Raw genomic sequence first — 24,169 nt, 5'->3', positions numbered from 1 at the left:
ATTGTGTAACGAAGCATTACCAGGGGTTGTCCATTGCTAAAAATGGAGGCTAGGGCGTGAGTTAAATAGTCATGCCAGTTAAAATGAGATTCTATAACACGATTGAAAACCAAAATGCGTTAATTGTGAGGTAAGGATTCAGGTCAAAAGATAAACAAATGAAAAGGCCCGCAGTCACCAGACAGAAGGAAAAAATAGAAGGAAAAAACCGAAGGAAAAACCGAAATAGAGCAGTTGAGCCAAACTGAACTGGTAGAAATGATGTTGGGGCTGCAAAAAATCATTAAAGAATTACAACCCACATTCCGCAAGTAGCACGATCGTCCGGGAATTTTTGCAATTTAGATGGCACAGGAGCTCAAGAGAGAAGATAATATTTACGGCAAGGAGCGCCAAAGAATTGGATAATCCACAATCGTTCTTGCGTCAGATTGGTAATGTGCTTGACACCATTAATTGTCAACAAATGAATTGACATGAAACATTGAAACACCAGGGTAAGAGCATCTAATTTTGTATAAAGTGTACTTGAAAAATTACTTCACTTATGGTAAAAGGCAGGTGACAATATCTAGATTTAGTATGAGTTATACTTGTTTGTTAATAAGTTCGCCCGCCCTTGGGGCTAAAAACAGCTAGGCTCTCCCAAAAATTACCAAGGAATACTAAAATGTCTCAGGGTTTTCAAATTAAACCTGCTGATGCTAATAAAAATTCTCACGCTCAGACTTTGAAGAAAGATGTGCCAGAAATGAGAGATATCCAACGGAGTCTATTAAAGCACTTTGGAGAACTCAAAGACCATCGAATAGAACGAACTAAAAAACATCAACTCACCGATATCTTAGTGATTGCAATTTTAGCAATAATTGCGGGGGCGCAAGGCTGGGAAGACATCGAAAATTATGGTGTCAGCAAACAAACATGGTTAGAAGAGTTTTTGGAATTACCGAACGGTATCCCTTCTGCTGATACATTTCGTAGGGTATTTCAGTTCATCGCTCCAGAGGCCTTGCATCAATGCTTTTTTGGTTGGGTAGAAACCTTAGTTAATTCAATGGGGGGCGAAGTTATTCCCATAGATGGTAAGACAATTAGAGGTTCTTATGACCGCAAGCGAGGTCAATCAGCACTCCATGTTGTTAGTGCATGGGCTAGCGAGCAACGCCTAGTTCTTGCCCAGATGAAGGTTGAAGATAAATCCAATGAAATTACTGCCATTCCCGCATTGTTAGAGTTGCTAGATATCACAGGTTCTATTATCACTATTGATGCTATGGGGACACAAACTGAAATTGCCCAAAAGATTATTGAGAAAAAGGCGGATTATGTACTGGCACTTAAAGCTAACCATCCGACTTTATACTCTCAAGTTACAAAATGGTTTGAAGAATCGGCTATACAGGATTTTAAATCTGTTGATATTAGCTACGACAAAAAGATTAATTCAGCACATCATCGGATAGAAGAGCGCCAAGTTTGGGCTGTACCAATTGCCGCTATTGGCGAACTTTATCAGCCCCGAATTTGGGCGGGACTCAAAAGTGTCGTCATGGTTGTCCGTGTCCGTCATCTTTGGAATAAAACCACAAGTGAGGTTCTTTTTTATCTGACTTCTTTAGAACATGATGCCGAACTTTTAGGTCAAGCAATCCGCACACATTGGAGTATTGAAAATCAGGCTCATTGGACACTCGATTGTACTTTTGGTGAGGACGCTTGTAGAATTCGTTCCGGTCACAGTCCTCGGAATATTGCTCTGATCAGACGCATCGCGCTTAATGCTCTCAGTCGCGAACAAACTTGTCAACGTAGTCTCAGACAAAAAATGAAACGGGCAGCTATGAATAATGATTATATGTTTCTTGTTCTGAGTTCTTGTTTCGCCGATCATATGTTAGGTTCTTCTGAGCCTTTGTGTCAAGCTTAATTAAGATGCTCTTACCCTGATTGAAACACCCACCGAGCAAGTTGGTTTGGTCGTAGGCTTACCTACTTGATTATCAATGGTTTGTTGAGCCCGATCGAGAGCGTGACGGAGGGAACGTTGACCTAAACTATAAACCAGCAAACACAAACCCATTAACATTGCTAGCGCAGCTACTCGTTGAGGAGTCTTGAGAAAGGTAAGCGTTCAGGGGGTATAAAGAAGACAAAAAACCACCCCCAAAATCAAAGAATAAAATTAGGCAGCCGTCAACAAGTCAGAATCATCAGAACAATTATTAGCGTCAGGAAGCAAAGAAGGAGTGGCTGTACCACCACGAGTAGCAACAACAGCCTGAGTCATAAACTCCAAAACATTCCGCTTTTGAGACTTCAGGGTTGTCACCACAGTAAGCATCCGAGCTACAAAAACACTACCAGCTTGAGTTTGAGAACCAAAACTGGTACGTCGCCAGAGCACGGCAGGACGTGGGGCGCGTTCGGCGGCATTATTAGTGGGTTCGACACCCGCAGTGGTAACAAACAACCACATTGCCTGCTCAACTTTGAGCAGTTGACGACAAGTGCGAACTGTTTTTGCACTCGGGAGTTTTGTCCCGCGATGTGATTTGGTATATGTCAGCTTCGAGTAAAGTGGCTGTAATAGATGAGCGAATCTCCTGAACCAACTCACCAAAATCACCACTAGATAAAGTACCATCTCTGACGGAGATGCCAAAGTTCAAACAACTTCTGTTGCTGTTTCACCAGTGCAGTTCCCAATTCTGCCGAGACTCCAGTCCGTTCCGATATTTTAATAAATTCCCGTCGCAGATGCGCCCAACACAATTGACGACGTTCCAAGTCTACCCAGTTGTAAGCACCGTGTCGGTCAGAGTTCAAAATTCCCCTGAAGTTTTCACCCCATAAATTCTTTGCCTCTTGAGTACAACGGGTGAGGGCGATTTCAAAAAATGTGACTAGGGGGGTGACTGCAACCCATAACCTGTGCTTTTCTTTGTTCAGGATTACTACCATCAATATTTCCTTGATTAAAGCTGGTTTCATCGGCTCCGACGACGTTGGCGTTTTGAATATAATCTTTGGCTTCATCTACACAGATTGCCACGGCGTTACTTGCTTCCAGTCTCCGTCTGTTGACTGTTCCCAATGATATTGAAATCCCAAATACTTCTTGCATGGCACTTTGTACCATTCTTTGACTGTTGCGGTACACTCCACTCAATACTGCTACTAGAGCCACTACTGTGACTCCGTAACCACTTGGGTTCACGTCGAATGCTAATCTGGCACGAGTCTTTGTGCCACATCCGCTACAGGTCAATTGATGCAAACGATGCTCGATGACTATGGGACTGATGGGTGGAATTTCTACTATCTGGTGACGATAGGGGTTTGTATCAACTCCAGTCAGGGTGGCTCCACAATTACTGCATTCTTGTGAATGATGCTCGATTACTTCGCTACATTCTTCTATGGGGTATAAGTCCCGGCTATTTCCTTTATGACCAGGCTGCCCCCCTCGCTTTTTACCGCTTTTTGTCTTTTGCGGCTTTTTTCCAAATCCCGGTGGGCCGCAAGATGGTGGTGATGATGAGTTTTCTGATGTCCGATTAATTTTTTTGGTGGAGCTGGTCTTGAACTGTCAGGACTTCGGTTAGTTTCTTTTCCTGTTGTTCTATTTGCTGCGCCATTGCCTCCACCAGTTTTTTGACACTGGTTGGAGTCTTTCCCCAATCTTCTGGCGATATCTGCTCTAAGTGGTTGACGCGCTTTTCTTCCATGTCACTTAATTTATCAGATTTTCTCCCCTTTTTGGACTATTTCTCTTCTACCCCCCCTGAACGGTTACGTCATAAATACAGTCCTGGACGCATCAAGACCTTCATAAGCAAATTTTTTGGCGTTGCGTAATAACAGCATGATTTTGATTTTTTTTGTGGATCGCCCCATCAGCCCGAAGCCGTGTATTTTCACAGCAGGCGGCACACCCTACAATCATCCTCAAATTGAGCAACGCCAAATTTCTTACCTAATCGGCGGGCTATAACAAAGTCTTTTCGTAAAAAAATTGCCTGTTGAGCGAAGTCGAGACGGGATTTCTGACCACGGGTGCGTCACCCCTAAAATACTTAGGCTCTCGATCATCAAATAAGAATTACTTGCATTAATATAGTATAGCAATGACTATAGATGGCTGTAGATACACCATCGTGTCAATTACCAGATGAAAAAATCTATTATTATAGAACAATGAGCATTTCTCGGCGTATTTTTCTTGCCAGCGGTACAGCAATGGCTGTCGTGGCAGTGGGGGAACTAAGCAAAAAAGCCCCTGTCGCAGCCCAAACCGGCACTCTCAACCTTTATTCAGCACGTCACTACGACACTGATAATGAGTTGTACCAAAGCTTCACCAAAAAAACTGGGCTCAAGGTTAACCTCGTTGAAGCGGAGGCTGACCAACTAATTGAACGGCTCAAAAGTGAAGGTGCAAATAGCCCTGCTGATGTTTTCATCACGGTGGATGGTGGGCGTTTGTGGCGGGCAAAACAAGCAGGTATTCTGCAACCTGTGTCTTCACAAGTGCTGACATCGGCAATTCCAGCAAGTTTGCGAGATCCTCAAGGTTTCTGGTTTGGTCTATCGCGTCGGGCACGGGTGATTGTTTATAACAAAAGCAAGGTGAACCCTTCCCTGTTGTCAACCTATGAGGCGCTGACAGAACCTCGGTGGAAAGGCAAAGTTTTAGTGCGATCGTCCACTAATATCTATAATCAGTCTCTGGTTGGGGCTATGTTAGCGGCTCATGGAGCTCAAAAAACAGAAGCTTGGGCGCGAGGATTGGTGGCTAATTTTGCGCGTCCTCCAGAGGGAAATGATACAGCGCAAATCAAGGCGGTTGCTGATGGGGTAGGCGATATTGCCATTGTTAATACCTATTATGTAGCTCGCTTAATGAAATCGAAAGATCCAGCAGAACAAGCGATCGCGGCGAAAGTAGGTGTATTTTTCCCGAACCAGCGCGATCGAGGTACTCATGTCAATATTTGTGGTGCCGGTGTAGTCAAAACCTCGCGTAACAAAGCAGGCGCGATCAAATTCTTGGAACACTTAGCCAGTCGCGAAGCGCAACAAATTTTTGCTAGGGGTAATTACGAATACCCTGTGATTTCAAATGTGGCGATCGATCCTACGGTTGCCAGTTTTGGTACATTCAAATCTGACCCTCTCAACCCTGATGTGTTTGGGAAAAATAACCCCGAAGCTTTAAAGATTGCCGATCGGGCAGGATGGAAATAGAGGCTTTTTGAACAAAAAGCTACTCTTTGTGATTCGGCGGTTTCAACCGCCGAATCCCATCAACTTTAATTTTTAATTTTACCATCCGGCATTATAGCACCTTTCAGATTTGCCCCTTTCAGGTTTGCCCCAGTCAAATCAGCACTATTTAAGTCAGTTTCACTTAAATCGGCATTACTGAGATTGGCATTATTCAGTTTTGCCCCTCGCAAAAAAGCCCCCTTGAGATTTGCATTACTCAAATCAGCATTTGTGAGATCCGCAGAAAATAAACCTGCTTTTTCCAGAGAAGCACCTTTTAAATTTGCACCTTTGAGATTGACGCTATCGAGTAAGGCTTCATTAAGTTTGATTTTTTCTAGCACAGCGCCTTCCAACTTAGCACCATTAAGATTAGCGCTTGTTAAATCAATGTCACTTAACTTGGTATCAGTCAGGTCACATCCTGGACATTGCTTAGTTTTTTGTAATGTTTCGAGGGGACCTGCCACTTGTTTTTGACATCCAAAGGTGACAAAAACAGTAAGTAGTAAGAAGAAGATTGTGCCAGTAGTGCGGGTAAACATTGGTGAATTTTTATTAATCATCTTGATTGGTAAAGGGATAATGTTAACGGTTAACGGTTAACTGTTAACCGTTAACTCTGTTGAAGACTTGCGCGATCGCGCAATTTTCCAACTTAATAAAATAACCGGTAACATCCCCACTAAAACAATTGCGAGTGCAGGGCCAGAAGCTTCAGCCAATCGCTCATCTGAGGCAAGTTGATAAGTTCGCACAGCCAATGTATCAAAATTAAAAGGTCTAATAATTATAGTAGCAGGTAACTCTTTCATCACATCAACGAATACTAACATCATGGCAGTTAGTAAACCTCCCGTCATCATTGGTGTATGAACTGTAACTAAAGTTTGCATCGGACTATAACCCAAACTTCTCGCCGCATCATCTAAATTAGGCTTAATTTTGCTCAAACTTGACTCTACCGCATTTAAAGAAACAGCTAGGAAGCGAACTATATAGGCAAATACCAAAGCTGCGATCGTACCACTTAACAACAAGCCAGTAGAGATTCCGAAGTTTTCACGCATCCAACTATCAAATAGATTGTCAAATTTTCCAATGGGAACCATAATCCCCACTGCAATGACAGAACCAGGTACAGCATAGCCCATTGCCGCAACTCTCGTTCCAAACTGCACTCCTAAATTAGGATACAACCGTAAGCCATAAGCCATAATCAAGGCAATAACTACTGCTAAAATTGCTGTCAGTGTTGCCAAAATTAAACTATGACGGGCAAAGATCCAAAAACGTTCATCTAAAGTGAGTTGCCAATTAGCTAAGGTCAACTTGACTAAAAGACCTGCTGGCAATAAAAAACCAAAAAACAGTGGCAAAAAACAAGCAATTACCGCTAGAATTTCCCTAATTCCTTTAAGTTGATAAGTTTGCAGTTGGCGATACCGGCTGCTAGCTTGATAATATTTAGTGCGACTTCGAGACCAGCGTTCTACTAAAATTAAACCCAGAACAAATAATAATAGCATCGCCGCTAATTGATTGGCTGCAATTCGTTCTCCCATGCCAAACCAAGTCCGATAAATACCTGTGGTAAATGTATCAACTCCAAAATACTGAACAGTGCCATAATCGTTGAGAGTTTCCATCAAAGCCAATGCTAAACCTGCTATAATTGCTGGTCTTGCCATTGGTAAGGCAACTGTAATAAAACTCCGCCAAGGGCTACAACCCAGTATTCTACTAGCTTCTAGCGTACAAGTGGATTGCTCCAAAAAGGCAACTCTTGTTAATAGGTAGACGTAGGGATATAAAACTAAGATTAGCATTAAGATTGCTCCAGGGAGCGATCGCACGTTAGGAAACCAATAGTCTCCATAACTCCAGCCAAAAATATAACGCAAAGCAGTTTGAACTGGACCTGAAAATTCTAAAAAGTCTGTATAAGTATAAGCTAAAACATAAGCTGGGGCCGCTAAGGGTAACAGTAATGCCCATTCAAATACGCGGCTGGCCCGAAAGCGACACATTGTTACTAGCCACGCACATCCTACGCCAATCACGACAACACCAAAGCCTACGCCGATCATTAACAATAAAGAGTTGACGATATAACCGGTTAAAACTGTATCGGTTAAATGTTGCCATGTATCTTTAGCTTCAACAAAGATACTTGATAAGACACTGAGAACTGGTATGGCGATCGGCAATGCTAAAGCGATAACCGCAAGTGTCCACCCACTAGCGGATAAACTGCGTAAGGTCGATCGCCCTTGGATTGTCCTGATTCCTGTTTGTTGTAGTGATTGTTGGGAATTTTTCATCGCTAGTAAAAAGTCTAGCTTGCTATTTTATCAGTAGGTGTAAACATTTGTCAAGTCTTTCTGACAAAATCTCTCACTAAACTGGTTTATTGTAAAATAGTAAGTTGTTGATTATTTATAGCAATAATGGCTCGACCGATAATTCTGCATTTAGATGGTGTAACAAAACAGTATTCCCAAGCAGCATCACCTGCGGTGGCATCTGTCACCCTGACCTTACATCAAGGAGATATACTGGGGTTGTTGGGGCCATCGGGTTGTGGGAAAACAACTTTGCTGCGGTTAATTGCTGGTTTTGAACAGCTACAAGCAGGGACGATCGCTTTAGCAGGAAAAACTGTAGCCAGTGTTAATATGTCAGTTCCGCCCGAACAGCGAGACATTGGTATGGTGTTTCAAGACTATGCACTATTCCCCCATTTGACAGTCACGAAAAATGTAGCTTTTGGCTTGACGCATCAAGGAAAAGAGTCAAAGCATAATATTCAGAAAGGTGTCGCAGAAGCATTAGCGTTGGTGGGATTAGAAGGATTGGAAAACCGTTATCCCCATGAATTATCGGGGGGTCAGCAACAGCGAGTGGCCCTGGCCCGTGCTTTAGCCCCTAGACCTGCGATTATTTTACTAGATGAACCGTTGAGTAATTTAGATGTACAAGTACGGTTAAGATTGCGTCAGGAAGTCCGCGAGATTCTCAAAGCAACGGGAACCTCTGGTGTATTTGTCACTCACGATCGCGAAGAAGCACTTTCGATTTCAGATTGGGTAGCGGTGATGCGTCAAGGCAAATTAGAACAGTTTGGCACTCCAGAGGAAGTTTATCAAGAACCAGCCTCTCGATTTGTGGCTGAGTTTGTGACGCAAGCTAATTTTGTTTCTGCATCGCTAAAGCAGGATTTTTGGGAAACAGAAGTAGGTTGTTTTGCTGTTAAAGGAGATTCATTTGTAAAGGTTCCTTGTGATGCTTCTACCGAAGGAGAATTGATGATCCGGCAGGAAGATTTAAGTTTATTCTTAGATGAAGATTCGGCTGTTGTGATTTGCGATCGCCAATTTTTAGGTAGAGAAAATCGTTATTGTTTAAAAACACCTTCTGGCGAAAAGTTATATGCACTCACAACCACAGAAAATGTTTTTCCCATTGGTTCTAAAGTTCGGTTATCTTGTGGTGATAATTCTCCCTTAGCTTTCTTTGTCGGTAAGCCTAAGCGATAGCTAATTGCTAATTGCTAATAAACCTCTCCGAAAAAGAATCTAAAACCGTTGTCTTATGTAGAAAAGGTTACTTGCAGCCACTCAACAGGAAGGTTAAATTTTTTCCGGACAGGTGAAATGCGATCGCCTGCAACTCCTTCCCATCGATCGCCCTCTTTCCCTCTCCTCAAAAAATACAGCCACCAGCAAGGCTTAAATCAGAGCCGGATCGATCGCCAATATGCCGCCAACCCCCTCAGCCACCAATTCCCCTCGCTATCCCACCAGTCTAACCATTGCTGAGTCTGATTTTGATAACGGTCTTCCCATAGGCTTAATTGTACTCCAATGAGTTCGATCTGCTAGTGAAAGAAACAATATTACCAAAAAATAAAAGCCTTTCATCCCCGGACTAACGTCACCGGTATGAAAGGCTTTGGCACATTTTGACCAGCCTTCAATCTTGTTGGTTTGACAGATTTAAGCTAATTTTATTCAAATGAAAGTATGTTAATTTTCGGACTTTTGTCCTTGTGATTCTCGCACAGCAACTTCTGAATCCGGCTGATTCAGAGCCATTTCTAGAGATTTTGCAATCTCGACTGACTCAGGAGTACGCTTAGAAAATCCCCAGACAAACATCAAGACGATACTGGAAACTAGCAGCCATTGCGGAGGAACTAAATCTGGATTAATTACTTTCACCAACAACCGCATTCCCACGAACCCAACTGTGATGTAACCAGCACTTTCTAGGTGAACGAATTCATCCAGCCAGCGGATGAACAACCCGGCCATGAATCGCAGGGCAATAATTCCAATAGTAGCGCCTGTTACGACGATAAAAGTGTTATCAGAAACAGCGATCGCAGTAGTAACGCTATCCAAGGAAAAGGCTAAATCCGTAAAAGCAATCATGGGAATTGCTTGCCACACAGACGCAAATCGGGGCCCGTGATGTTCTCCTTCGGAGTCGGTCTCTGAAGTAAAATGTTGGAAAACAAGCCACAGCAGGTAAAGAGCACCCAGCAGTTCAAACTGCCAGTATTGGATCACCCAAGTAGCCGTTAAAATTAGGGCGATCCGCAGTACAAAAGCAATTATCAAACCAACGTTGAGAGCCTGTTGCTGTTGCTTGGCATCTTCCAAACCTTTAGAGATAGACGCCAGGGCGATCGCGTTGTCAGCCGAAAGTACAGCCTCCAATGCCACCAAAACCAACAATAATAAAAAGCCGTCAACTCCAAAATTGGGTGAAGCGTCGAGAAATTGATCTAGCATTAACTATTTTGTGCACCTAAAATTGGCAAGGATAGAGCGCAGCGCAAATTACCCGCTCTGTCTAACATTAGTGTCACCTTCATTTAAATCTTAACCTAACGCGGTAATTCTGTGGGAGGCGATCGTCCGAACAACGTCCGAAGGAAGCAGTCCCAGGAAACAAGGAAAAATTCTCCCCCTCCGACACTCAAAAACTCCGCCACTGCGCCACTGCGCCACTATACCACTCCTCCCGGGACCCACTATTTGTGTTGCAAGTTGTAACAAATGATTCCCAAAAGCGCCAATTTGTCTCAAATTGGTGAAAGCTCGTCCCCGCGAAAAGGAGTTTTGCGAATATGTCTTTAACAGATACCCAAGTCTACGTAGCGCTCGTAATTGCTTTGATTCCCGGAATCTTGGCTTTCCGGCTGTCAACTGAACTGTACAAATAGTTTCCAGACACCAGTTGCGAACCGCAAAACGCCTGCCTGAGCAGTTAAATCTCTCGCATTACAGATACAGACAATTGCTGCCCCAGTGCAGTAGATTGTTTGTGTTCAGCAAGACGAGACTGCAAGGGCAGGCATTTTTATGGGAAAATTCCGTCTTCAGGCGTCACCTTTGTCTCAACAATTTTGGCTGTCAGCACCCTGACTAACAGCGGCGAGTGTGCGTTAAGCTCAGAATTTGCTCTGTTGAACTCTAAAACGTCAGTCTCAGGTATTTGAAAAAACATTATGCAAGCGATTCAACCCACCGTTACCCCACTGCGTCCTGTAAAAAACTCCCCTCGGGTTACTCCAGGTCGCAGCAGCAGCCGCCAGCGTTCCTACCCTCACCAAACCCTCGCGGCCGAAACAGGCGTCAAGTTGGCAGTCAACATGGTACTTTCAGTCTGTGCCACTTCTGCTTTGCTTCAGCTTTGGCCTCACTACCGGGCGGTGCAAGAAAAATTGCACGAAATCCAAGCTGAAGTCAATCTTACCCAAGGGCGAGTAAATCAGTCGCGCTCGGACTTTAACCGCTACTTTGACCCTAGTCTTGCTAAAACTGTGATGCAAGAGCAAAGCAACCAAGGTGACCCGCAGCAGCGTCCGGTGATTTTGCAAGAAGCCGAGGTACCCGACGCCGAGGAATCAACCCCGCAACCTTAAGGAAACGGCTGTTTTGGGTTTGGATATCACGTCCGATGTGCATCATTCTTTTATGTCATTGCTTCGCACAGCGAACAATGACAGATGAATCTGTCGGACGTGATATCACTTTTGAGTTAAAGAGTTTTTAGGATCATTGTTGTCTGTCCTTGCGAAGGAAACGCACAGACAGACTTAGACCTGTGTATTGACGCCTGCTGCAAGCTCAAAACTTCAAACTCCGGCTTATACTGACTTTGCCAGCACGGTTTTTTCTTTCAGTAGTTGCAGTGCAGCTTGATATTGCAAGTCTGCTTCGGTGCCGATTTGATCGCGCGCGATAGGTTCCAAAGGCACTACGCGATCGGGCGCAATCCCCAGCTTGTTAATATCTTTATGGTTCGGTGTCTCGTACTTAGCAACAGTCACGGCCAACCCAGAACCGTCAGACAAATCAAACAGCGACTGAATCAGTCCTTTGCCAAAAGTATTTTCTCCTACCAGTTGAGCTCTGCCGTTATCTTGCAGCGCACCCGCCAAAATTTCGCTAGCACTGGCAGTTCCCTTGTTCACCAAAACAATCAGTGGATCATTAGTGAGGGCTTGTCCAGAGGCTTCAAAACTGCCGAGAATTCCTTGTCTGTTCACCGTGTAGACGATCGTCCCGGAATCGAGCCACAAGCGGGCAATTTCAATTCCTGCTTGCAACAGTCCGCCCGGGTTGTTCCGCAGGTCGAGAATGTAGGCGGCGGCTCCTTGTTTTTCCAAGCGGTCGATCGCGTGAGCGACTTCCTCAGTGGCGTTAGCGCTGAATTGACTCAAGCGAATGTAGCCCACCGGCAAATTTTCTGAACCCGACTGCAATTCGGCGTAAACCGGATTCAGAGCAATGCGATCGCGTACTAGCTCAATGTCCTCAGCAGCGTCCCTTCCCTCGCGGCCCAAGGTCAAGGTAACGGCAGTGCCGATGCGGCCGCGCATTCGAGTTGCTGCTTCGTCTAGGCTCAATTCTGAGGTGGGAGTGCCGTCAATTTTCAGAATGCGATCGAGGGGTTGGATGCCAGCTTTATCCGCCGGTGAGCCGGCCAAAGGAGCCACCACTGTCAGGGTATTTGTCTGGGGGTCGATAGCAATTTGCAGCCCCACACCCGTCAATTCTCCCGAAGTGTTGACCTGCAAGCTGCGGTACTGTTCGGGTTTCAGCAGTCGAGTGAACGGGTCGTCAAGTTTCGCCAGCATCCCCTGAATCGCCGTGTAAGTCTGCTGTCTGTCGTTAAGCGGTTCCTTGACAGCTTTTTGGCGAATCGACCACCAGTTTTGAGAGTTGAAGCTGTCGTCCACATAAGAGCGATTGACAATTCGCCAAGCTTCGCTCAATAGCTGCTGTTCAGGAGTCAGCGCCGCGGCAGGCTGGGCCCACCCGCCTAGAACCAGGACGACTTGGAGGAAAAGTACAATAGCAATCTGGAAAACTCGTCTGTGCATGATTGTTCTGTAAAATACCAGTAAGTATTACATTTTATGTATTTTACGTTTGTACGCTGGGAACGCTGTTGCAGATTTAACCCGCCTTTTGAACGCTCGCGAGCTTCCCGCTGGCACTTGTAAATAAATATAGGCGATCGGCCGTCGATGATATTACGCGATCGTCTCAGGAATAGGGTGCGATTCGCTTGCGCCCTCGGCTGGCGCGACCAGCGAGGGATTGCTTGTAAACCTTGTTTGACTCTCCGCAGAGATACTAAAGACCGCCTGACTATCTCGATTAGTCGTGGACGCATCGGAGTTGAGAAACCGGGTTTGATGTATGAGAAGACGCATTCTCGCCCTCTGATTCGGTAAAAAACTTGGTTTCTGAGTCTCGCAGTGCGTCCAGGACTATCTGTCTGGATGCAACAAGATTGAGTGGCATCCGTACATCATCGATACGTTAAAAATTAATGATTATATAGTTGGTTAAGTTCTCAAAACTTATATGAATTTTTGATAACGAAAGTGGGAAAAACAAATATTTTTTGGATTGCTGCTAAACAAAAACATAAGTCATAGGGTATCCTAATATCCTATTTTATTCTTACCAGGTGTGTCATGTTAAACTCACTAACTCCACTTTCCACAAAAGCGATCGCATTTATCGATGCTGCCGTCCCCGACCCTCAAATCTTAATCGACGGCGTTATCCCTGAAACCGAGGTAATTCAATTAGAGTCAAACCGCAACGGCCTGGAACAAATTGCCGAAGCTTTGCAGGGAGAGCAATTTTCAGTAATTCACATTATTGCCCACGGGCAACCCGGTTGCGTGCAACTGGGGAACGTTGAATTGAGTTGGAAAAATTTGAGATATCGTGCGGGTAATTGCGTAGCAGCAGTCCAAGCATGGGCGCAATCCCTGACACCAAATGCCGAAATTCTCCTCTACGGCTGTAATGTTGGCCGAGGAAATATAGGCAAAGCATTGGTACAGCGTTTGAGTCAACTAACAGGGGCAAGTGTTGCTGCTTCTGAGAATCTGACAGGTTGTGCACAAGGCGGCGGCGACTGGGAATTGGCAGTGACAGCGGGGACAATCAAAGCTGGCATTGCATTTGGGCCAGAAGCGATCGCAGCTTACGGCCACGTTCTCAATACGTTTAAACAAACACCTACTGGCTTGACAACAGGAAATAGCCCTACAGCTATTGTTAGCCAGGACTTTAACGGAGATGGCCTTCTCGATTTAGCAGTAGCTAACAGAAATTCTGACAGTGTGTCGATCTTGTTGGGAACAGGTCAAGGTAATTTTGGAACTGCTACTAACTTGACCTTGGGGAGTGCAGGATCTCCCAGCGGTATTGTGGCGGGCAATTTTAATGGGGATTCGCTTCCCGATTTAGCTGTCTCGGTAGCAATTGGCGGCGATATAGGAGGAGGGGCTTATGTCTTTTTAGGAACAGGGCAAGGCAACTTTAGCAATCCTAACAACTTTGGTCCCGGCATCACTAAACAGGCGATCGCTGCGGGAGATTTTAATCAAGACGGCTTGGCTGACTTAGTTGTGGCCGAAGACAACCAAGTTTCTATTGCTTTAGGCAATGGTCAAGGAACTTTTGGTGATTTTAACAATGTGGGGACTGCAACCAACCCTTTAGCGATCGCGATCGGAGATTTTAACGGCGACAACAATCTCGATGTTGTTGCCACTAACAGGAGTCCCGCTAACAGCGTTTCTATTTTTTTCGGTACGGGTCAAGGCACTTTTGGCAATCGAACCAACTTGAATGTCGGCACAAGTCCCAGCGCGATCGCAGTTGGAGATTTTAACGCTGACGGCAGATCCGATCTGGCTGTAGCCAATACAGGCAGTCAGAACGTATCAATTTTATCAGGGACAGGCCAAGGCACTTTTAGCAATCCTGCTAACTTTAATGTTGGGGTAGATCCTGATGATATTGCCGTTGGTGATTTCAACGCTGACGGTCAACCCGATTTAGCTGTAGCGAACGTCAGTTCTAATGATGTTTCAATTTTAACTGGCACCGGTCAAGGAACGTTTAACGGGCCGTTTAATTATAATACTGGGGGAACGAATCCGAGCGCGATCGCGGTTGGAGATTTTAACTCTGATACCAGACCAGATATTGCTGTCGCAAATACCAACAGTAACAGAGTTTCAATTCTGTTGAATGTGCTATTGAAAGCAAGTTTTGCTAATTCTGCGTACAGCAGTCTTGAAGGAGACGCAGATGCGACTGTTAATATTCCTGTGAATGTCGAAGACGGTTTGCGCTTTACTGACTTGATTGTACCGATCGCAACTGTCTTGCCCGTTCCTGCTGGCACCTCACGAGCGACTCAAGGTGCCGATTATACTCTTTCTACTAATACTCTTACTTTTCCCGCAGGTAGTGCCAGTTCGACTCAAAATATAGCTGTCACTATTAAACCAGACAACCTTGCAGAAATGAATGAAGCAGTTGTCTTGAGTTTTGGTACGAGTCCGGGAGGGGGAGGGTTTGCAGGTACAATCTCTGAAACTACCTTAACAATTCCTGCTAACGATCCGATTATTTACACAGTTGGTGCTAGTGCTGGTACTGTTCCTGAAGGCAACTCCGGCACAAATCCGCTGATATTTACTGTTAGTCGCAGTGGCGGTACTGATTCAGGAGGTACTGTCAATTATGCAATTGGTGGCACTGCAACCAACGGCAGCGATTACAATAATATCGGCACTTCTGGCGCAACAAGTACGACTGGCCTGATTAATTTTGCCTCTGGCGAAACATCGAAAACTGTCACCCTAGATGTGTTGGGTGATGGTAGCGTTGAACCAGACGAAACTATTACCGTCACTCTATCTAATCCCGTCACATTGCCTGATGGCGGTTTTCCCGGCGGCAGTTCGACAATTGGTACTGCTACTGCTACAACTACGATTATTAATGACGACACTGCTGGAATTTCAGTCAATCCCGATAGCGGATTAAGTACCACAGAAGCAGGAGGAACAGCAACATTTACTGTCCAACTCAACTCTGAACCAACTGCTAACGTGACTGTTGGCTTAAGCAGTTCCAATGTTACCGAGGGAACAGTTTCTACACCCTCGCTGACATTCACTCCTGCCAATTGGAGTGCGCCGCAAACTGTAACGGTAACAGGCGTTGACGACAATATTGCTGACGGCACTCAAACTTACACTATTTTCACTGAGGCTGCTGTTAGTACAGACAGCAATTACAGCAATTTCAATCCTGCCGATGTCAGCGTTACGAATAGCGACAACGAAACTGCCGGCATTACCGTTAATCCCACAGCAGGATTAACTACAACAGAAGCGGGAGGTACGGCTAATTTGAGTGTTGTCCTCAACACTCAACCTACGGCACCTGTTACGGTAGCTTTAAGCAGTTCTAATCCCGCAGAAGGAACAGTTTCTACTAATACCTTAAGTTTCACTCCCAATAACTGGAATCAGGCGCAGACGGTAACGGTGACAGGTGTTGGCGACAATATCGCTGACGGTGATATTGCTTACACTATTGTTACTGAGGCTGCTGTTAGTACAGACAGCAATTACAACAATTTCAATCCCTCCGATGTCAGCGTTACTAACAGCGACAGCGATACAGTCGGCGTTACCGTTAATCCCACCAGTACCACAGCAGCAGAAGGCGGTGCAACGGAAAGTTATACACTTCAGCTAAATTCGCAGCCAACAGCGCAGGTAACAGTCAGCTTTGACGGGGGGAATCAAATAAGTGCGATCGCCCCCATCACCTTCGACAGCACTAATTGGAATATTGCCCAAACTGTGACTGTGACTGCGGCGGACGACACAGTTGTAGAAGGTACTCACACAGGTACAATCAGTCACGCCGTAACAAGTACCGACGGGAAATATAGCGGAATTGCGATCGGGCGTGTCACTGTCGCCATTACCGACAATGACACGCCAACACCAACACCAACACCGACGCCAACATCGCCAACACCAACGCCAACACCAACGCCAACATCGCCAACGCCAACACCAACGCCAACATCGCCAACGCCAACACCAACACCAACACCAACACCGCTAACACCAACACCGCTAACACCAACACCAACACCGCCAACACCAACACCAACACCGCTAACACCAACACCAACACCGCCAACACCAACACCAACACCGCTAACACCGCCAACACCAACACCGCCAACACCAACACCGCCAACACCAACACCGCCAACACCAACACCGCCAACACCAACACCGCCAACACCCACACCGCCAACACCAACACCGCCAACACCCACACCGCCAACGCCCACACCATTAGTCACGCCAATCCCAGCGCTAACACCGACTCCAACGCCCACACCGACTCCGACACCAAGCGAGTCACCAACGCGCGCCCCAGCCAAGTGGACTTTTATGGTTTACATGGCCGCTGCCAACGACTTGGAACCGTTCGGCATCGAAGACTTTTTGGAAATGTCATCCGTTGGCTCTAACAGTGATGTCAATATTGTCGTGCAATTCGATCGCACTCCCGGTTTCGATGCTACTTACGACAACTGGACAGACACTCGTCGGGGGTTAATCCAGGCGGGAGATTTGCCAAATTTGACCTGGGGAACCAGCGTCGGCGAAGTCAACATGGGAGATCCCAATAACCTTACAAACTTCGTGAATTGGGGTACAGCCAACTATCCCGCTGACAACTACGCGATCGTGGTTTGGGATCACGGTGACGGTTGGCGCAATACGGCAACAGCCAGAACCGTTGCTAACGATTGGGAGTCAGGCGATGTTTTGGAAAACCGCGAGGTGGGGGCTGCTTTAGCAGGGGTGCCAGAAAATATGGATCTGATCGGCTTCGATGCTTGTCTGATGGCGATGCTAGAAGTTGCTCACCAGGTTAAAGATGAGGGATCGGTTTTTGTCGGTTCAGAGGACCTAGAGCCCGGAGATGGTTGGCCTTACGACCCAATTTTATTGCAACTCAAAGCTAATCCTACTTGGTCGCCCGCTCAATTAGGCAGCGCGATCGTCACTAACTACGGCGATTCTTATGGCGGTTCCCAGACGCAATCAGCTACTGACTTATCGAAGATCGGCGATTTGTCAGCAGCAATGAGCGATCTGGCAACTGCGATCGTCAGTGGTGCCACAGCAACAGATGTGGATCGATTGCAGGTACACCGCAATAATTCAGCAGACTTTTATTACTCGCATTACCGCGATTTGGGAACGTTTCTTGCCAATGTTGCTGGCGATTCTACAATATCCGACAGCATTCGTACCGCAGCTCAAACAGCTTTTGATGCTTACAATTTGGCAATTATCCAAAATCATTCAGGTCTGTCCTATGGTGGAACTGGGCTGTCAATTTATTTGCAATCTCGCGGTGAAGCTTTAAACCCAGATTACAACAGCACGATTATAGATTTTGCTGCTGACACTCAATGGGATGAGTTTCTTAATTGGTGGCAAAGTCCTGTTGTCAACAACCCACCTGTTGTCAATCGTTCTGTGTTTTCTCAAAGTGCAGCGCTAGGTTTTTCTCAAAGTGGTAATGCTTTTAATTTAGCTGCCAATACCTATACTGACCCCAATCCGGGCGACAGCATTAATTATTCGATCGCCCTGGCAAATTTGAGCGATTTAAGTTCATCTGCATTTACCTGGGAAACCGATCTCAATGGCCGTTTGTATCGCCAACCAATTGCCGGTTCAAGTTTCCCGGAAATTCCTTTGCCTTCCTGGCTAACTTTTAATTCCGCAACCCGTACTATCAATTTAGGCTCAACTCGCCCGTCAACTTTTGACTATTGGTTAAAGGTAACGGGAACTGATGAATCTGGCGCGAGTGTTAGCGAGGTAATTCGGTTCAAGAGTAATGCCCTCGGCGGTTTTGTGATTGACGGTTATATCGCTGGTGCTACTGTCTTTTTCGATGCTAACAAGAACGGGGTACTCGATGCTAGCGAACCTTCTGCCACTACTGCGGATAGCGGCGAATTCGATCTCGATCTCGACTCCAATATTTTTGACAAAAATCAAAATGGCGAACTCGATCCAGAAGAAGGCAATATTGTTGCTTTCGGCGGCATTGATACAGCAACTGGTTTGCCTTTGGAAACGCCTGTCACTGCCCCGCCTTACGCTACTGTTGTCACCCTGTTAACCAGTTTAGTAGCGGATTTAATTGACAAAGGAATTGACAGCGATCGCGCCGAATCTCTCGTCAAATCCTCACTTTCCATTCCCGCTAATGTTGACATAACGGGTTTAGATCCGATCGCAGCTACGGAAAACGCGATCGCGGGTGGAGTAGAAACTTTGACTGCAATGGTCAAGGTACAAAACGTCATTACGCAAACTGCTGCTTTAATAGACGGTGCGTCGATTCTGGGCAATACCGACAGCGTAAAAGCAGTTGTAAGTGCGATCGTTCAACAAATTCAATCGGGGACAACTCTCAATCTCAGCGATGCAACTCAGTTAGCAACAATTGTCGATCGCGCCGCCACAGCAGCGCAACAATTTGACTCGGATTTAAACACTCAGCAATTGTTGCAAATTGCCCCGGATGCAGCTAAGGTAATGGCCGAAGCAAATCAGCGCATTGACCAAGTTGTATCCAACACTGCAACAGCTTCAATTAACCGAGAAGTTGCCCGCGTGCAAAAAGTAGCCCTAGGCGCAACCTCTGAAGACTTAAAAGCAGTCGGTACAGGTACGAAATCGATCGCCCAAGTTATTGCCGAAAATACGGGTACTGCCTTAGATACCAAAATTCAACAAACGACATTGCCCGATACACCTGCCGTTCCGGTGATTGAAGGAGAAATAGATGCGATCGCAGCTAACTCCAATCTCACCGGCACTGACGGCGACGACAGCCTCTCCGGCGACAGCGGCAGCGATACAATGGCCGGCAAACGCGGCAATGATACTCTCAGCGGTTTTGGTGGCAATGACTGGATACACGGCAATCAAGGCAATGATTCCCTCGACGGTGGCGACGGGGATGACACTGTTTACGGCGGCAAAGAAAGCGATAATTTGTTGGGCAATAATGGGGAAGATATCCTATTTGGAAATCGCGGTCAAGATAGCTTGAGTGGAGGTGAAGGCAATGACAGTCTTTACGGCGGTCAAGCTAGCGATATCTTGCTGGGCGGTAACGGAGCCGATTTTCTCAGCGGTGAAAACGGCGATGACAGTTTGATAGGAGGAAATGGGAGCGATCGCTTCTTAATTTCAGCCAATTCGGGCAGCGATATCATTTTCGATTTTGAAGCCGGCATCGACTTCCTCGCACTTGCGGAAAATTTAACATTTTCGCAAATTTCTATTACCCCTAGCAACACTGCCACGTTAATCAGCTTGACAGCAACTGGCGAAATTTTAGCTACTATCAGTGGCGTGACCGCTAACCAAATTAGCATCACTGATTTCAGTTAAAACATTAGGGACACTGGCGATCGCCAGTGTCCTTACAGGAAATTATTTTTCTAGTAAGGACTTCAGTTTTCTGTTACAGATTTAGGTGAAGCAAGACTTGCATCCCTTACTACAAAAGGTCAATCAGGACTAAAGTTCTTACAAAATCCAAAACCAAAAATTGAGTGGACGGGAACAATCCAAAATCTAAAATTTATTGACTGTTGTGAAATAGTTTTCAGGAGGACAAATTTATGGTAGTTATATGCGGTGACAATCTCAATAATTTACTAGCTGGTGAAATTGGCGATGATTCCCTGTGCGGGCTGGGAGGGAATGATACTATATCTGGTTTGGATGGTAATGACACTTTAGATGGCGGAGAAGGAAATGATAGTCTCGCAGGTGGAGTCGGTAGCGATCGCCTTTTGGGCGACTTTGGTAACGACAGTCTCAGCGGTGGCGAAGGCAACGACAAACTTGAAGGAGGTGCCGGCAATGATTTTCTTGAGGGTGGCGAAGGTGCGGATTTAATCAGAGGAGAAGACAATAACGACAGTATCTTCGGAGGGGCTGGTAATGACTGTCTTAACGGCGGTCAAGGCAATGATACGGCGATCGGAGGAGATGGAGATGATCGCTTGTTTGGTGGCAGTAACAACGACTTTTTAATGGGCGGCAAAGGTAACGATCGCCTGTTGGGAGACGGTGGCAATGACACTCTAATAGGTGACTTAGATAATGACTACATCAACGCCAATGCAGGAGACGATTTTCTGGAGGGAAATCAAGGCAGCGACACTCTGATTGGCGGGCCAGGTAATGACATCATATCGGGTTACAGCTTTTCATCAACTGGAGAACAAATCGATCACTTAATTGGGCAAAGTGAAGCTGACATATTTGTTCTCGGTTCATTAAATGCCAGTCCTGACCTCTTCTATGGCGGTGAAGGTCGCCATGCCATTATTCAAGATTTTAACCGGAGCGAAGGCGACAAAATCCAAGTCGTTGGTTTCGTACAAGATCGTAACGGTCCTCGCTTCTTCTTTTATCGATTTGAATCTTATGATGACGGTACGAGACGGGGAACTCGGATATTGGTCGGATCGGATTTAATCGCCGATGTTCAAAATATTACTGATGTGAATCTATCAGATTGCGCGATCGCTTCGACTGGCTTTACACCGCCATCGCGAGACTTTCCATCCTTCCCGTCTCTTCCTGAAATTCCCTTCCCGATACCGCCGCTTCCCTCTCCTTTCTCATCACTGCTGCCAGTTTTTGTGGAAAGTTTGCCTTCTTTTCAATTGTGATTAACAATACTCCGGACAGTTTTGGGAACCAGACTACAAGCTTTACACGGCAAGGATCATAAATAAAGTCGAATTAAATGCCGCGTAGGGGTGGAGCTGACATTGATTTAATTATCCACAGTGGCTCAAAGTCCTACAGAATAAGCCATTGGGCTATATAAAAACTGTCCGGACTATTGATTAAGTAAGTAGGTGAGAAAAAACTCAAATATGTTAAAAAGGGTCTATATATCTTATTTTTACCCAAATATTGTTCAGAAATGAATCCGATACAATTGGAGAGGCAACATATCAAAAAAGACGAGCTAGCTGCGACATTTGTTTGAGGATGAATTAGAGCTGGCTTATGCCGTAATTAATGGGGTAGAAGATAGAGGAAAAAAAGGAAACTACCCTACAAAACGCATTAAATTTAGCTCCGATCTGGTTACTTAATTTTTTGTTACATAGTTATAAACTTTCCCACCGACTTACTTATCTGATCGATCGACCGAACATGATAAGCTGTTACGCATTCAAATTGGAAATTCTGGACAGGCTAGAAGCCCGTCCCACAAGAGTTTTATTGATTTTTGACACACAGTTTAAATGTAGAACAGCTTATGACAGGATTTACGCAGGAGGCTCAAGGATAGGGGCAACCACGGGGGGATTGCTCCTACAGGATATAGGGGTAATGCGTAAGTCCCGATAAGATAGTGTTCGATCGAGTCCCGGTAACAACAACTGACTTCGAGATACACTAGAGTCAATCGATTTTAGATTTTAGATTTTAGATTTTAGATTGACCCCACGGATAAATGCGGGGGCTTGAGGATTTTAGATTTTCGATTTTGGATTGATTCCACGGATAAATCACGTGGCGGGTACCATCAAGAAATTCTTGGTAAATTCCGATCGGCAAGAGGGTTTGCAAGTTCAGCAACGCATTTTTCTCAAAACTGGCAAACTTCTGACCCACTGACTAACCCACTGACTGGACAACTTTGCCGCGCGATCGCATTATCTGCCACCTCAAGCGAACTCAGATTTTTCAGTGCTGCTAGAGGACTGAAATCTGCAACTGGATTGAAGCGGAGATTAAGCGATCGCAAATTTATCAGTTTTGCCAAAGGACGAACATCTTTGACTTGATTGCCTTCAAGATTGAGCCCAGTGAGGTTTGTCAGTCCCGCTAGCGGACTAACATCTTCAATTTGCTTGCCTTTAAGGTTAAGAAACTTCAAATTTGTCAGCCTCGCCAGAGGGCCGACATCTTTGATTTGGTTGCCTTCAAGGTTAAGGTAAGTCAGGTTTGTCAGTCCCGCTAGAGGACTAACATCTTGGATTTGATTGTTGTCGAGGTCAAGAGAACTCAGCTTTTTTAATCCTGCTAAAGAGCTAACATCTTTGATTTGGTTATTCTCAAGGTTAAGCGAACTTACGTTTTTTAGTCCTACCAGATATCTGACATCTATTTGATTACCTTCAAGGTTAAGTTGCTGCAAATTTGTCATTTCTGCTAAAAAGCTGACATCTTTGATTTGGTTGTATTCTAGATCGAGCTGCTTGAGCTTTGTCATTCCTGCTAAAGAACTAACATCTTTAATTTGGTTATCTTGCAGATAAAGCGTAGTCAAATTTGCCAGTTTTGCCAGAGCGCTGATATCTTCTACTTGGTTGAAGCGAAGATTAAGCCAATCCAAATTAGTCAATCCTGCCAGAGGGCTGACATCTTTGATTTGGTTGAGAGTGAGCATAAGCTCCTTCAGGTTTTTCAGTCTCGCCAGAGGGCTGACATCTTTGATTTGGTTGAGAGTGAGGTTAAGCTCATTCAAGTTGTTTAGTCCTGCTAGAGGGCTGATATCTTTGAGTTGATTACTTTCAAGGTCAAGCCTCTTCAGGTTTGTCAGTCCTGCTAGAGGGCTGATATCTGCGATTTGGTTGGCAATCAGATCGAGCCGAGTTAGGTTTGTTAGCCTCGCCAAAGCTCTAACATCTGCAATCTGGTTTTTGTCAAGATTAAGCCCAGTTAATTTTGTCATTCCTGCTAGCGGGCTGACATCAGTAATTTTGTTATTGTAGAGGGCAAGCCAAGTTAGATTTGTGAGTCCTGCTAGAGGGTTAACATCAGCAATTTGGTTGTTGCCAAGGGAAAGTGACTCCAGGTTTTTTAGTCCTGCTAGAGGGCTGATATCAGCAATTTGGTTGCCGCTGACAGAAAGCTCCTTAAGGTTTTTTAATCTTGCCAAAGGGCTGACATCTATAATTCGGTTGTTGTCGTTGAGGTGAAGCTCTTCCAAGTTTGTCAATTCTGATAAGGGACTCAGGTCACTGATCCCTTTCTGGCCGAGGTAAAGTTCAGTGAGACTTAACAGATTTTTGGCAGCGAGTTCGCAATCATTTGTACCTGCTTTTGCTAACAGCACCTCTACAGTGATTCTCGCCTCGGCTGACAAACTGGCTTGCTTTTGACACCACTCTTTGAACGAGCTTCCCCGATCGAGTTCGGCGGCTTGAGCGATTCCCCATCCCCAGCCACTGAACGCCCAAATATTTATTATCAGAGCAACTGTGCTAATCGATTTCATAGTAGATCAACTCCGCATAAGATTAAGTAGGGTGTGTGACGGCTAAAAATGACTAAAATCAATGGTAACATTGGAGAATTGCCGTCACGCACCGTCCGGGTTATACCAATTTTATGTGAAGTTGCATATAATAGAGAGATAGCTTTTATGGTGCGTTTATGAGTCGTAGTTTAAAA

The 24,169-nt window shown here is 45.3% G+C and carries 12 protein-coding genes and 2 pseudogenes; 7 read left to right on the top strand and 7 right to left on the bottom strand.

Annotated elements, in window-relative coordinates:
* The first annotated feature begins 670 nt into the window (after positions 1–670).
* Positions 671–1,930, top strand: coding sequence for an ISAs1 family transposase (locus QUB25_RS26470; protein ID WP_333187929.1), 1,260 nt, complete (start codon positions 671–673; stop codon positions 1,928–1,930).
* A gap of 20 nt (positions 1,931–1,950) precedes the next feature.
* Here QUB25_RS26470 and QUB25_RS29920 read toward each other — a convergent pair.
* Positions 1,951–2,125, bottom strand: a pseudogene (locus QUB25_RS29920) (IS1634 family transposase); the annotation flags it as partial.
* A gap of 60 nt (positions 2,126–2,185) precedes the next feature.
* Positions 2,186–3,731, bottom strand: a pseudogene (gene tnpC / locus QUB25_RS26465) (IS66 family transposase).
* 469 nt (positions 3,732–4,200) lie between these two features.
* Here tnpC and QUB25_RS26460 point away from each other — a divergent pair.
* Positions 4,201–5,250: a Fe(3+) ABC transporter substrate-binding protein gene (locus QUB25_RS26460; protein ID WP_333187925.1), complete on the top strand. Its 1,050-nt coding sequence runs from the start codon at positions 4,201–4,203 to the stop codon at positions 5,248–5,250.
* A 65-nt stretch (positions 5,251–5,315) separates the two neighbouring features.
* Here the strand turns inward: QUB25_RS26460 and QUB25_RS26455 are convergent, their stop codons facing one another.
* Together QUB25_RS26455 and QUB25_RS26450 are read right to left on the bottom strand one after the other, a co-directional pair.
* Positions 5,316–5,816, bottom strand: coding sequence for a pentapeptide repeat-containing protein (locus QUB25_RS26455; RefSeq protein ID WP_333187922.1), 501 nt, complete (start codon positions 5,814–5,816; stop codon positions 5,316–5,318).
* 57 nt (positions 5,817–5,873) lie between these two features.
* The gene (locus QUB25_RS26450; protein WP_333187920.1) at positions 5,874–7,595 is read right to left on the bottom strand and encodes an iron ABC transporter permease; all 1,722 of its coding nucleotides are present in this window, start codon (positions 7,593–7,595) and stop codon (positions 5,874–5,876) included.
* Between the two features lie 126 nt (positions 7,596–7,721).
* Here QUB25_RS26450 and QUB25_RS26445 point away from each other — a divergent pair, with 126 nt between their 5' ends.
* Complete coding sequence (locus QUB25_RS26445) at positions 7,722–8,810, top strand: ABC transporter ATP-binding protein (protein ID WP_333187917.1); 1,089 nt, start codon at positions 7,722–7,724, stop codon at positions 8,808–8,810.
* Between the two features lie 489 nt (positions 8,811–9,299).
* Here the strand turns inward: QUB25_RS26445 and QUB25_RS26440 are convergent, their stop codons facing one another.
* Positions 9,300–10,070, bottom strand: coding sequence for a TerC family protein (locus QUB25_RS26440; protein ID WP_333062497.1), 771 nt, complete (start codon positions 10,068–10,070; stop codon positions 9,300–9,302).
* A gap of 338 nt (positions 10,071–10,408) precedes the next feature.
* On the opposite strand from QUB25_RS26440, the gene psaM reads away from it, so the two are divergent.
* A complete protein-coding gene (gene psaM, locus QUB25_RS26435) occupies positions 10,409–10,504 on the top strand; it encodes a photosystem I reaction center subunit XII (protein WP_015174804.1) in 96 nt (31 codons plus the stop codon).
* Positions 10,505–10,789: 285 nt separating this feature from the next.
* Positions 10,790–11,206 (top strand): slr1601 family putative cell division protein, encoded by a 417-nt coding sequence (locus tag QUB25_RS26430; protein ID WP_333040994.1) that lies wholly within the window; start codon positions 10,790–10,792, stop codon positions 11,204–11,206.
* Positions 11,207–11,431: 225 nt separating this feature from the next.
* Here QUB25_RS26430 and ctpA read toward each other — a convergent pair whose 3' ends face one another.
* Positions 11,432–12,670, bottom strand: coding sequence for a carboxyl-terminal processing protease CtpA (ctpA, locus tag QUB25_RS26425; RefSeq protein WP_333187913.1), 1,239 nt, complete (start codon positions 12,668–12,670; stop codon positions 11,432–11,434).
* A 603-nt stretch (positions 12,671–13,273) separates the two neighbouring features.
* On the opposite strand from ctpA, the gene QUB25_RS26420 reads away from it, so the two are divergent.
* A complete protein-coding gene (locus QUB25_RS26420; protein ID WP_333187910.1) occupies positions 13,274–20,128 on the top strand; it encodes a clostripain-related cysteine peptidase in 6,855 nt (2,284 codons plus the stop codon).
* A gap of 233 nt (positions 20,129–20,361) precedes the next feature.
* On the top strand, positions 20,362–21,423 hold the full coding sequence (locus QUB25_RS26415) for a calcium-binding protein (protein WP_333187907.1): 1,062 nt from the start codon (positions 20,362–20,364) through the stop codon (positions 21,421–21,423).
* Between the two features lie 935 nt (positions 21,424–22,358).
* On the opposite strand, the gene QUB25_RS26410 is transcribed toward QUB25_RS26415, so the two are convergent.
* The gene (locus QUB25_RS26410) at positions 22,359–23,993 is read right to left on the bottom strand and encodes a leucine-rich repeat domain-containing protein (protein WP_333187904.1); all 1,635 of its coding nucleotides are present in this window, start codon (positions 23,991–23,993) and stop codon (positions 22,359–22,361) included.
* Positions 23,994–24,169 lie beyond the last annotated feature (176 nt).

Origin of the sequence: Microcoleus sp. B3-D7, assembly GCF_036705305.1 — a bacterium.
GTDB lineage: Bacteria > Cyanobacteriota > Cyanobacteriia > Cyanobacteriales > Microcoleaceae > Microcoleus.
This window is presented reverse-complemented; position numbering and strand designations above follow the sequence as displayed.